This is a genomic window from Phytohabitans sp. LJ34 (assembly GCF_052068095.1).
GTDB lineage: Bacteria > Actinomycetota > Actinomycetes > Mycobacteriales > Micromonosporaceae > Phytohabitans.
Genome location: NZ_JBQHDG010000002.1, coordinates 262858 through 274453, shown reverse-complemented (window position 1 = coordinate 274453; position 11596 = coordinate 262858). Strand labels below are relative to the sequence as shown.

At 72.4% G+C, this 11596-nt stretch carries 9 protein-coding genes; 7 read left to right on the top strand and 2 right to left on the bottom strand.

Going from position 1 to position 11596, the window contains the following annotated elements; genetic code table 11:
* Positions 1 to 25: 25 nt before the first annotated feature.
* Both ACTMTJ_RS04310 and ACTMTJ_RS04305 read right to left on the bottom strand, forming a co-directional pair.
* Positions 26 to 1774, bottom strand: coding sequence for an ABC transporter ATP-binding protein (locus ACTMTJ_RS04310; RefSeq protein ID WP_441214729.1), 1749 nt, complete (start codon positions 1772 to 1774; stop codon positions 26 to 28).
* Complete coding sequence (locus ACTMTJ_RS04305; RefSeq protein WP_441214728.1) at positions 1771 to 3450, bottom strand: ABC transporter ATP-binding protein; 1680 nt, start codon at positions 3448 to 3450, stop codon at positions 1771 to 1773. Before ACTMTJ_RS04305 ends, ACTMTJ_RS04310 begins: the two co-directional genes overlap by 4 nt.
* 26 nt (positions 3451 to 3476) lie before the next feature.
* On the opposite strand from ACTMTJ_RS04305, the gene ACTMTJ_RS04300 reads away from it, so the two are divergent.
* The 7 genes from ACTMTJ_RS04300 to ACTMTJ_RS04270 all read left to right on the top strand — a co-directional run bounded on the left by ACTMTJ_RS04300 (position 3477) and on the right by ACTMTJ_RS04270 (position 10610).
* Complete coding sequence (locus ACTMTJ_RS04300) at positions 3477 to 4481, top strand: FecCD family ABC transporter permease (protein ID WP_441214727.1); 1005 nt, start codon at positions 3477 to 3479, stop codon at positions 4479 to 4481.
* 47 nt (positions 4482 to 4528) lie between these two features.
* On the top strand, positions 4529 to 5554 hold the full coding sequence (locus ACTMTJ_RS04295) for a FecCD family ABC transporter permease (protein ID WP_441214726.1): 1026 nt from the start codon (positions 4529 to 4531) through the stop codon (positions 5552 to 5554).
* Positions 5555 to 5746: 192 nt separating this feature from the next.
* Positions 5747 to 6508 carry a DeoR/GlpR family DNA-binding transcription regulator gene (locus ACTMTJ_RS04290; RefSeq protein WP_441214725.1) on the top strand — a complete coding sequence of 254 codons (762 nt, stop codon included), beginning with the start codon at positions 5747 to 5749 and terminating at the stop codon, positions 6506 to 6508.
* 76 nt (positions 6509 to 6584) lie between these two features.
* A complete protein-coding gene (locus tag ACTMTJ_RS04285; RefSeq protein WP_441214724.1) occupies positions 6585 to 7895 on the top strand; it encodes an ABC transporter substrate-binding protein in 1311 nt (436 codons plus the stop codon).
* Complete coding sequence (locus ACTMTJ_RS04280; RefSeq protein WP_441214723.1) at positions 7892 to 8824, top strand: carbohydrate ABC transporter permease; 933 nt, start codon at positions 7892 to 7894, stop codon at positions 8822 to 8824. The genes ACTMTJ_RS04285 and ACTMTJ_RS04280 overlap by 4 nt, the downstream gene beginning before the upstream one ends.
* Positions 8821 to 9624 carry a carbohydrate ABC transporter permease gene (locus ACTMTJ_RS04275; protein ID WP_441214722.1) on the top strand — a complete coding sequence of 268 codons (804 nt, stop codon included), beginning with the start codon at positions 8821 to 8823 and terminating at the stop codon, positions 9622 to 9624. The genes ACTMTJ_RS04280 and ACTMTJ_RS04275 overlap by 4 nt, the downstream gene beginning before the upstream one ends.
* Positions 9621 to 10610, top strand: a complete 990-nt coding sequence (locus ACTMTJ_RS04270; RefSeq protein WP_441214721.1) for a zinc-dependent alcohol dehydrogenase family protein — start codon at positions 9621 to 9623, stop codon at positions 10608 to 10610. Before ACTMTJ_RS04275 ends, ACTMTJ_RS04270 begins: the two co-directional genes overlap by 4 nt.
* Positions 10611 to 11596 lie beyond the last annotated feature (986 nt).

Below are 11596 nucleotides of genomic sequence, written 5' to 3'. Positions count from 1 at the left end.
ACGTTTCCCCGGGGGCGTGCCAGGCCTAGCGGGTCGTGGACCAGGCCGCCCACAGGGCGGCGTACCGGCCGCCGGCCGCGACAAGGTCGTCGTGGGTGCCGGCCTCGACCACGCGGCCGGCCTCCAGCACGATCACCCGGTCGGCGGCCGCGGCCTGGGTGAGGCGGTGCGCGACCACCAGGCCGGTACGCCCGGCCAGCGCGGCGGCGGCCGACTCCTCCAGCACGCGGGCGCCCGCGCTGCCGGCGTCGGCGGTGGCCTCGTCGAGCACCGCGATCGGTGGGTCGGCGAGCACCAGGCGGGCGAGGGCGAGCTGCTGCGCCTGGGTGACCGTGAGCGGGTGCCCGCCCTCACCGACCACGGTGGACAGTCCGTCCGGCAGCGCCCGCGCCCAGGGGAGCGCGCCGACCCGTTCGAGCGCGGCGCGCAGCTCCGCGTCGCTGGCGCCGGGCCGGGCGAGGCGCAGGTCCTCGTCGAGCCGGCCGGCGAAGACGTGCACCTCCTGCGTGATCAGCGCGACGGTCCCGCCGGTCGCGGCCGGGCCGAGCTCGTCGAGGCGTACCCCGCCGAGGTGGACCGTGCCGCTCGACGGGCGGTGGATGCCCGCGATCAGCTTGGCCACCGTGGTCTTCCCGGCGCCGCTGGCGCCGACCAGCGCGACCCGTTCGCCGGGCTCGATGTGCAGGTCGACGTCGCGCAGCACGGGATGGCCGGGCACGTAGGAGTGGCCGAGCCCGGCCGCCTTGACCGACCCGCCGACCATCTCCGGCGCGGCGGTGTGCGGGGTCGCCGGCAGCGACGCCACCCCGACGAGCCGGGCGAGTCCGGCGGCGGCCACCTGCGCGTCGTCCACAAGGGAGAGCGCCACGTTGAAGGGCGTGAAGAGGTTGTGGAAGTACAGCGCGGCGGCGGTCGCGGTGCCGATCGTCGCGGCGTCCGCGCGCACCAGCACGAACCCGGTGACCAGCACCGCGCTCAGCCCGATGTACTCGGCCAGGTTGAGCCGACCGAAGAAGCTCGTCATCAGCCGCACCGCGCGCAGCGCGAGCCGGACCGTGGCGGACGAGCGCTCGTTCACCAGGTCGACGTGGCGGTCGGCGAGGCGGAAGGCGCGCACCGTGGCGGCGCCGCCCACCGTGTCGAGCAGCTGCTGCTGCTGGACGCCGACGCTGACCCGCTGCTCGGCGTAGAGCGGGATGGCCTTGCGCACGTACCACCGCACGGTGTGCGCCTGCACGGGCACGGCGAGCAGCGCGGCCAGCAGGAACCGCCAGTCGAGCACCGCCATGCCCACGAGCGTGAGCACGATCGCGAGCCCGGAGCGGGCGAGCTGGGGCAGCGCGCGCCGGACCGCCTCGGCCACGATGGCCACGTCGGCGGTGACCCGGGCGCTGAGGTCGCCGGAGCCGGCCCGTTCGAGGCGGTCGAGGGGGAGGCACAGCGCCCGCGCCACGAACCGTTCGCGGAGCTGGGCCAGCATCTCCTCGCCCACGCCGGCGACGAGCGTCACGCCGAGCGCGGTGAGGGCGCCCTGGACGACCGCGACGACCGCGAGCAACACGATCGGTGTGGTGAGCGCGCTCGCCGGGCGGCCGTCCGCGACGAGGTCGACGATCCGCCCGAGCAGCGGCGCGGTGAACAGGCTGGCCGACGTCGCCGCCACCAGCACGGCGAACGCGACGCCCGCCGTCAGCCGCCGGCCGCGCAGCAGCTCGCGTACGGCGGCCCACGTTTCGCGCCCGCTCGCGGTCGGGAGCAGGACCTCGGAGTTCACTGGAGCACCGCCGCACGGTAGGAGGGGTCGTTCGCGACGAGGTCGGCGTGGTGGCCGAGCGCGGTGACCGTGCCGCCGTCGAGGACCGCCACGCGGTCGGTCGCCGCCAGCAACGCGGGGCTCGTCGTCACCACGATGGTGGTGCGGCCGGCGCGGACCTCGCGGATGCCGGCCGCGATCCGCGCCTCGGTGACCGCGTCGACCGCGGTCGTCGGGTCGTGCAGCACGAGCACCGGGGGATCCGCGGCCAGCGCGCGGGCCAAAGCCACCCGCTGGCGCTGCCCGCCGGAGAGGGACTGCGCCCGCTCGCCCAGCACGGTATCCGCGCCGTCCGGGAGGCTGTGTGCGACCTCGTCGGCGGCCGCCGCGGCCATCGCCCGGCCGACCTCGCCGTCCCCGGTGGACGAGACGTTGGACGCCAGGGTGCCGGCGAAGAGGATCGCGTGGTGGGCGGAGACGAGGATGGCGCCGCGCAGCTCGGCCGGGTCCAGTGTGGACAGCGGAACGCCGTCCAGCGTCACCGTGCCCGCGTCGGGGTCGGTGTCGCGGGCGAGCGTGGCGAGCAGTGCCGTCGCGGCCGCGGGGTCGGGTGCCACCACGCCGAGCAGCTCGCCGGCCGCCACCTCCAGGTCCACACCGGACAGCGCGCCGTGGTGGACGCCGGACAGGGCGACGTGGCCGCGTACCGGATCGGGCATCCGCCCCTGGCCCGCGGCGACGGCCGGCGGCGCGGAGAGCACCGCGGCGATCCGGCCGGCCGAGGCGCGGCCCTGTGCCAGCTGGGCGTTGACCCAGGCGAGGAGCTGGAGCGGGGTGAGCAGGAAGAGCGCGAGGCCGACGGCCGCGACGAGGTCGCCGACGCTGATGTCGCCGTTCGCGGCCAGGCGGCCGCCGACCAGCGCGACGGCCGCGATGAACACCCCGGTCAGCGCGAGGATCGCGCCGTCGTGCGCGGCCTGCGCCCGGGCCGCCCGCAGCGTCGCGGACAGCGAGTCCTGGCTGGTACGCCGGTAGCGCGCGACCGCCGCCCCTTCGGCGCCGATGCCCTTCAGCACGCGGAGGCCGGCGACGAGGTCGGCGGCGACGCCCGAGGCGTGTGCGGCGCGCTCCTGCTCGACGGCGCTGCGGCGCTCCAGGGGGCGGCCGAGCAGGTGGCCGAGCCACAGCAGCGGCGGCGCGCCGAGCAGCACGACGAGGCCGAGCGGCACCGATATCCACAGCAGCGCGGCCGCGCTGACCAGCAGGCCGGTGAGCGCGGCGATGCCGGCGGGGAGCACCACGTTGACGCCGCCGACCCGGCGGGCGTCGCCGGTCGCGATGTTGGTCAGCTCGCCGGCCAGGCGCCCGGTCTCGGCGCCGCCGCGCGGGTCGAGGATGCGGCGGGTGAGCCCCACCCGCAGGTCGTGGCCGGCCCACTCGGAGGCCCGCTCGGCCGCGCGGGCGCCGAACCTGTAGCTGTACGACAGCACCGCGAAGACACCGCCCAGCACGGCGAGCCACAGCACCAGCCGGGTCACCGATCCGGTGGCCACCGCGGTGTCGATGACCACACCGATCAGCACGGGTACGAGCGCCTCGCCGGCCTGGTGTCCGGCCGCCAGGAGAGCCGCCACGGCCACGTGCCGCCGCTGGCCACCGATCGCCCGGCCCAGGACTGTCCCTCGATCACCTCGCATAGTAAGGCGAGGCTAATCTAACAACCGTGGATGTGGCGAGAGGGGTGGCCAAGGGCACTGGCCTACTCGTCGCCGCCGGTGCACTCCTCCTTGTCTTCCTGGTGAGCGTGTGGGTGGGGTCGAAGCAGATCCCTTTCACCGCCGTGTGGAGCGTGCTGTGGCACGACGACGGCTCCAGCGACGCGGCGATCATCCACGAACTGCGCATCCCGCGCGCGTTCCTCGCGGTGCTCGTCGGCGCCGCGCTCGGGCTCGCCGGCGCGCTGATGCAGGGGGTGACCCGCAACCCGCTGGCCGACCCGGGACTGCTCGGCGTCAACGTCGGCGCGGCCGCCGCCGTGGCCCTCGCGATCGCGTACGCCGGGGTGACCAGCGTCGTCGGGTACGTGTGGTTCGCGTTCCTCGGCGCGGCGGCCGTCTCCGTGCTCGTGTACCTGATCGGCTCGGCCGGCCGCGCCGCCACCCCCGAGCGCCTCGTCGTGGCCGGCGCGGCGGTGAGCGCGGCGCTCGGCGCGGTCACCTACGCGGTGCTGCTGCTCGACCCGGAGGCGTTCAACCAGTTCCGGTACTGGGTGGTCGGCTCGCTCGCCGGCCGCCGCGAGGACACGCTCGTGCGGGTGGCGCCGTTCATCGCGGTCGGCATCGTGCTCGCGCTGCTGCTCGCCCGCCCGCTCAACGCGCTCGCGCTCGGCGACGACGCCGGCCGGGCGCTCGGCGCGCACGTGGGCCGCACCCGCGTGCTCGGCGCGGTCGCGGTGACGCTGCTCTGCGGGGCGGCCACGGCGGCGGCCGGTCCGATCGGCTTCGTCGGCCTCGCCGTGCCGCACGTGGCCCGGATGATCGTGGGGCCGGACCAGCGGTGGGTGCTGCCGTACTCGATGGTGCTCGCCCCTGTGCTCCTGCTCGGCGCCGACGTCGTCGGCCGGGTGGTGATCGCGCCCGCCGAGCTCCAGGCCGGCGTGGTCACCGCCTTCGTGGGCGCGCCGGTCTTCATCGCCCTGTGCCGGCGACGGAAGCTGGCCCGGCTGTGAGCGGGAGTCGCGAGGCTACGGGCGGCGGAGCGTGGCGGACACAGACGGTGCTTCGCACGCCGCGGGACCGCGTCTCGGTCCGGATTCCCCAGCGCGCCCTCGCCGTCTGCGTCGCGCTCACGCTCGCGGCCGCCGGCGTCGGGGCGGTCACCATGACGACCGGCGACTACCCGGTGCCGCTGCTCGACGTGCTCAAGACGATCGCCGGCCAGGGCCCGCCGGGTACCGACTTCATCGTGCTGACGCTGCGGATGCCGCGCCTGCTCACCGGCGTCCTCGTCGGCTTCGCGCTCGGCGTCGGCGGCGCGGTCATGCAGCGCCTGTCCGGCAACCCGCTGGGCAGCCCGGACGTCATCGGCTTCACGAACGGGTCGGCCGCCGGCGCGGTCGTCGTGATCCTGCTCTTCGACGGCGGCATGTACCAGGTGGCGGCCGGTGCGGTCGCGGGCGGGCTGGGCACGCTCGCGCTGGTGTACGGGATCGCGTTTCGCCGCACGCTCTCCGGGATGCGGCTGATCCTGATCGGCATCGGGCTGTCCGCGATGTTCGTCGCGCTCAACAACTACCTCATCGCGCGGGCCAGCCTCGACGACGCGATCGCCGCGCAGGTGTGGCTGATCGGCAGCCTCAACGGCCGGCGGTGGGACCACGTGCGGCCGCTCGCGCTGGCACTGGCGGTGCTGCTGCCGCTCGTGCTCCACTATGGACGGAAGCTGGCCATGCTGGAGATGGGCGACGACACCGCTCGTGCGCTTGGGGTGCCCGTCGCGCGTACCAGAGGGATCTTGGTGTTGGCGGCTGTCGCGTTGAGCGCGGTCGCGACGGCGGCCGCGGGCCCGATCGCCTTCGTGGCGCTCGCGGCGCCGCAGGTGGCGCGGCGGCTGACCCGGTCGGCGGGCCCGGGCCTGATGGCGGCGGGGCTGATGGGGGCGCTGCTGCTGACCGGCGGCGACCTGGCCGTCCAGCGGGCGTTCGGGGCGGCGGCGCTGCCGGTCGGGCTCGCCACCTCGGCCATCGGCGGCGTTTACCTCGCGTGGCTCCTCGTGCATGAGTGGCGGCGCACCCGGGCATAGAACGGGCGAGAACTCCGCCCGCTCGGGCATCCCAATCCTGCGTTCATGTCCGATAAATCCTCAGGTAAGCGTTGCTCCCGCGGGTCCGAACGGGCAAAGTCAGGCGCAGGAACCCGCTCTGTGAACCGGCTCACACCGTTACGGCGGTGTTAGAACATGTTTACGCGCGGGCTCAGGACGGAGGTGCGGAGGATGAAGGCCGACGAGCGGCAGCACCGCATCCTCGTGCTGGCGCGCAGCAACGGCGACGTCGACGTGGCCAAGCTCGCCGCCGAGCTCGCCGTGGCGCCGGAGACCATCCGGCGCGACCTGCGCATGCTGGAGCAGCACGGGCTGGTCCGGCGCACGCACGGCGGGGCGCGCGCGGTGGAGACCGCCCGCTTCGAGACCACCCTCGCGATGCGCACCACCCGCCTGGTGCCGGAAAAGCGCCGGATCGCGGCCGCCTGCGCCGATCTCGTGGGCGACGCCGAGACGGTCTTCGTCGACGAGGGGTTCGGGCCCCAGCTCATCGCCGAGGCGCTGCCCGCCGACCGGAGCCTCACCGTGGTCACCGCGTCGCTGAGCACGGCCGCCATCCTCGCCGCCAACCCGGCCACCACCGTGCTGCTGCTCGGCGGGAGGGTGCGCGGGCGCACACTCGCCACGGTCGACCACTGGGCCACCGGGATGCTGGCCGGCTTCGTCATCGACCTCGCCTTCGTCGGCGCCAACGGCATCTCCCGCGAGCACGGGCTGACCACGCCCGACCCGGCGGTCGCCGACGTGAAGGCACAGGTCGTCCGCGTCTCCCGGCGGCGGGTGTTCGCCGGGGTGCACACGAAGTTCGGGGTGAGCAGCTTCTGCCGCTTCGCCGAGATCGCGGACTTCGAAACAATCGTCACGGACGCGGCGCTGCCCGCGTCCGAGGCACACCGTTACTCCCTGCTCGGCCCGCAGGTGCTGCGGGTCTGAGCCTTCGCTGAGTCGCTCTCCCGGGAGGTTTGTCGTGCCACGCCGCCCCTTATTTATTGCTATTTCGGCTCTTGTTATGACACTCACCGCCTGCTCGGGCGCCGGTGGCTCCGGCTCCAGCAGCGACGGAGACAGCAAGACCATCACCGCGCTCATGGTGGGCAACCCGCAGATGGAGGACATCGCCAAGCTCACCGCCGACACCTTCACCAAGGAAACCGGCATCACGGTCAAGTTCACGATCCTTCCCGAGAACGAGCTGCGCGACAAAGTCACGCAGGACGTGGCCACCCAGGGCGGGCAGTACGACGTGGCGACCATCGGGGCGTACGAGGCGCCCATCTGGGCCAAGAACGGCTGGCTGCACGAGCTTTCGTCGTACGCCGACGGGGACTCGGGCTACGACAAGGCCGACCTGCTCGAACCGATGGTGAAGTCACTGTCCGGTGAGGACGGCAAGCTCTACGCGGCGCCGTTCTACGGCGAGTCGTCGTTCCTGATGTGGAACAAGGAGCTCTTCGCGGCCAAGGGCATCACGATGCCGGAGCGCCCCACGTGGCAGCAGGTCGCCGACTTCGCCGCCCGGCTCAACGACAAGAAGGCCGGCGTCGCGGGCATCTGCCTGCGCGGTCTGCCCGGCTGGGGCGAGGTCTTCGCTCCACTCACGACGGTCGTGAACACGTTCGGCGGCACATGGTTCGAGAAGGACTGGACCCCCAAGGTGAACTCGCCGGAGTTCACCCAGGCCACCAAGTTCTATGTGGACCTCGTGCGGCGGTACGGCGAGGCGGGCGCGTCGCAGGCCGGCTTCACCGAGTGCCTCAACACGTTCGGGCAGGGCAAGGCGGCGATGTGGTACGACGCGACCTCCGCCGCGGGCACGCTCGAAGACGCGTCCGCGTCCAAGGTGGCCGGCAAGGTCGGCTACGCCTACGCGCCGGTGAACAAGACCAAGTCGTCCGGCTGGCTGTGGGCCTGGGCGTGGGCGATGCCGAAGACCACCAAGCAGGCCGACGCCGCGTGGAAGTTCATCTCGTGGGCCACCGGCAAGGAGTACGAGAAGCTGGTGGGGGAGAAGCTGGGCTGGTCGCGGCTGCCGGCGGGCAAGCGCACCTCGACCTACAACCTGCCCGAGTACAAGCAGTCGGCCACCGCGTTCGCGGACATCACGCTGAAGGCGATCGAGGAGGCCGACCCGACCAACCCGGGCCTCCAGCCGCGGCCCGCGCTGGGTGTGCAGTTCGTCGGCATCCCCGAGTTCGCCGACCTGGGCACGAAGGTCTCCCAGGAGGTGGCGTCGGCGATCGCCGGCAAGACCACAGTGGACAAGGCCCTCGCCGACGGCCAGAAGCTCGCCGAGGACGTCGCCGAGAAGTACCGCAAATGACCTCGACCACCTTGGCGAAAGCGCCCGCCCGGCCCGTCTCGCGCCGGGTCGGGCGGGCGCCCTCCCGGCGGGACCGGTGGTCCCGGCGGGCGCCGCTGCTCCCCGCGCTGATCTTCGCGATCGTCGTGACGCAGGTGCCCTTCCTCGTCACGCTGTACCTGTCCACATTGAGCTGGAACGCGCTGCGGCCCGGGTCGCGCTCCTTCGTCGGGCTCGACAACTACGGCACGGTGCTGTCGGACGGCCGGCTGCGCGCGGCGCTGCTCAACACCGTCGTGCTGACCGCCAGCTCGGTCATCGTGTCGGTGCTGCTCGGCCTGGGGCTGGCGATCCTGCTCGACCGGAAGTTTCCCGGCCGGGGCATCGTGCGCACGCTGCTCATCACGCCGTTCCTGGTGATGCCGATGGCCGCCGCGCTGCTGTGGAAGCACGCCATCTACAACCCGGCGTACGGCCTCGTCAACGGCGTGCTCGGCGGCGACACCGACTGGGTCTCCACGTACCCGATGGTCGCGGTCGTCGCCACGCTCGTGTGGCAGTGGACGCCGTTCATGATGCTGATCATCCTGGCCGGCCTGCAGGCGCAGTCGCTGGAGACACTCGAGGCGGCCCGCGTCGACGGCGCGACCGCGTGGCAGACCTTCCTGCACGTCACGCTCCCGTACCTGCGCCCCTACCTGGAACTGTCCGCACTGCTCGGCTCGATCTACCTGGTGCAGACGTTCGACGCGGTCTTCACCATCACCCAGGGCGGGCCGGGCACGGCGACCACCAACCTGCCGTACGAGATCTACCTGACCACGTTCCGCAAGTTCGAGTACGGCGAGGCGGCCGCCGCCGGCGTCGTCGTGGTGATCGGCACGATCGTGGTCGCCACCTTCGCGCTGCGGGTCATCTCCGGCCTCTTCCGGATGGAGGTGCAGCGATGAGGCGTTCACTGTGGACCGTGGTGGCCTGGGTGTGCGGGCTGGTCTTCTTCTTCCCGGTGCTGTGGATGGTGCTGACCGGCTTCAAGCGGGAGGCCGACGCCGCGTCCAACCCGCCCACGTGGGTCTTCACGCCCACATTGGACGGTTACCGGCAGGTGTTCGACCGCGACCTCACGCCCTACCTGCTGAACTCGCTGATGGCCAGCCTCTTCTCCACGCTGCTCGTGCTGGTGCTGGCCACCCCGGCCGCGTACGCGCTGTCGCTGCGGCCGGTCGCGAAGTGGCGGGACGCGCTGTTCTTCTTCATCTCCACCAAGATGCTGCCGGCCGTGGCCGCGCTCCTCCCCATCTACCTGGTGGTCAAGGAGCTCGGCATGCTCGACAACGTCTGGACCATGGTGATCCTCTACTCCGCCATGAACCTCCCGCTGGCCATCTGGATGATGCGCTCGTTCCTGCTGGAGGTGCCCACGTCGGTGCTGGAGGCCGCCGAGATGGACGGCGCCGGGCTGCTGATGTCGATCCGGCGGGTGCTGCTGCCGATCGTCTCGCCGGGCCTGGCCGCCACCGCGCTGATCTGTTTCATCTTCTCCTGGAACGAGTTCTTCTTCGCGGTCAACCTGACCGCGACCCGCGCCGGCACGGCGCCGATCTTCCTGGTCGGGTTCATCTCCTCGGAAGGGCTGTTCCTGGCCCGGCTGTGTGCCGCCGCCACGCTGGTGTCCCTGCCCGTCGTGCTGGCCGGTTGGCTGGCGCAGAAGCAGCTCGTGCGGGGCCTGTCGATGGGAGCTGTGAAGTGAAGGCCGCTGTTGTGGTGACACCCGGGCAGATCGCCATCGAGAAGGTGCCCGATCCCACCCCGGGCCCGCGGGACGTGGTCGTGGAGGTCGCCGGTTGCGGCATCTGCGGCACCGACCTGCACATCATGGACGGTGAGTTCGCCCCGGCGTACCCGATCATCCCCGGCCACGAGTTCGCCGGCCGCGTGGTAGAGGTGGGCAGCGCGGTGACCGAGATCGCGGTCGGGGAGCAGGTGGCCGTGGACCCGTCCCTGCACTGTGGAGAGTGCTACCAGTGCAAACGGGCCCGCGGCAACCTGTGCGAAAACTGGAACGCGATCGGCGTCACCAAGCCCGGCGGCGCGGCCGAGTTCGCGCTCGCGCCGGTCGCCAACTGCTTCCGCCTCCCTGCTTCCGTCAACGTGGCGGACGCCGCCCTGATCGAGCCGTTGTCCTGCGCGGTACGCGGCTTCGACGTGCTGCCGCGACGGCTGGCCGACCACTACCTCATCTACGGCGCCGGCACGATGGGCCTGATGATGATGGAGCTGGCCAAACGCGCCGGCGCCGCCACGGTGTCCATGGTGGACATCAACCCGACCCGCCTGGACACCGCCCGCCTGCTCGGCTGCTCGGCCGCGGCCGCCTCGGCCGACGAGCTGACCGCCCCCCGCGGCTGGGACGTGGTCGTCGACTGCACCGGCGCCGAGGCGGCCATCACCGACGGCCTGGCCCGGGTGGGCAAGGGCGGCACGTTCCTCCAGTTCGGCGTGGCGTCGTACGGCGCGCGGGCGGTCATCGAGCCCTACAAGATTTACAACCAGGAGATCACCATCACCGGCTCGATGGCGGTCCTGCACAGCTTCGACCGGGCGGGCGAGCTGTGGTCGACCGGCCTCCTCCCGGCCGACGTCTTCATCAGCCACCGCTACCCCCTGGACGACTACGCCAAGGCCATGACCCAGTTCCGCGACGGCGTAGGCCGCAAGATCCAGGTCGAACCCTGACCCGGCCGGCACGGCCCCGGGGCCGGCCGCGGCCGGTCGGCCCCGCGAGCCTGTCGACCTGCTAGCAGCAATGCGTCCATTGACCACCGCGCCGCCGTTTCTCGATGCCGCTGTACCCCGCGGCCTCACCCGTCCGTCGGTCGCGCTCGCCCCGCCGGCTGCGCCGGCCCGTGCGGGCCTGCTAGTGGGCGACGTCCTCGAACTACCTGACGGTAGGGCCGCTGATCCCTTGATCGGCGGGACACCTTGTAGATCGTGGTCGTCTGGACCCCCTCCAGGGGGACTAAACGACCACGATCACCAGGAGGGCCTCCACCCTCGTCGCCGATCAAGGCCCTTGCGGCAACTCGCTGGACGCCAAAGGCGAGCCCAACGATCTTCTTGAACCCATCGACTTTCGCGGTTCCGGCCGGCTTGCGGCCCGGCCAAGCAAGGCTCCGCAAGCCCCGGTGTCCACCGCTTCGGTGATCGTTAGCCCAAAACCCGCGTTCGTGCCGGCGTGTCACGCGGGTTTCGGGCTAACGATCACGACGCCTTCCAGATCCCGAGCCGATGGTCCCGTCATGTGGGAGATGCGGGGCTGCGGCGGCTGGCTGGCGTGATCGTTAGCCCGTTAGGGGCGTGGTCTTCGGCGTGTCGCGACCTTTTCGGGTTAACGATCTTGGCGCCGCCCACATGCTGAGCCACATCCCCAACCAGTGGGAAGGTGGGCCGGCGATCCGCCGGTCCTTGTGTTTCGCGGCCAGGCCAATCCCGAAGCCGCTGCCAGCGTGCGAAGCCCGAGGCGTGCCGTATGCCGTCGTCCACCCGCACGGGGAGCGGACCAGCGCCGGGGCCGCCACGACCCGCGGACGGTGAGGATCAGACGCAAGGCTGGCGGCCCCGGCCCCGGCGCTGGTCTGCTCGGCTCAGCGTGGACGACGGCATACGGCACGGCTCCCACCGCAACCACCCACCAAGAAGGGTGAACAAGCCGGGGACGGCCC

Excerpts from the sequence above, each read along its gene's own strand:
- ACTMTJ_RS04305 (WP_441214728.1), bottom strand. The coding sequence starts at position 3,450 with ATGCGAGGTGATCGAGGGACAGTCCTGGGCCGGGCGATCGGTGGCCAG.
- ACTMTJ_RS04290 (WP_441214725.1), top strand. The coding sequence starts at position 5,747 with ATGAAGGCCGACGAGCGGCAGCACCGCATCCTCGTGCTGGCGCGCAGC.
- ACTMTJ_RS04285 (WP_441214724.1), top strand. The coding sequence starts at position 6,585 with ATGACACTCACCGCCTGCTCGGGCGCCGGTGGCTCCGGCTCCAGCAGC.
- ACTMTJ_RS04280 (WP_441214723.1), top strand. The coding sequence starts at position 7,892 with ATGACCTCGACCACCTTGGCGAAAGCGCCCGCCCGGCCCGTCTCGCGC.
- ACTMTJ_RS04275 (WP_441214722.1), top strand. The coding sequence starts at position 8,821 with ATGAGGCGTTCACTGTGGACCGTGGTGGCCTGGGTGTGCGGGCTGGTC.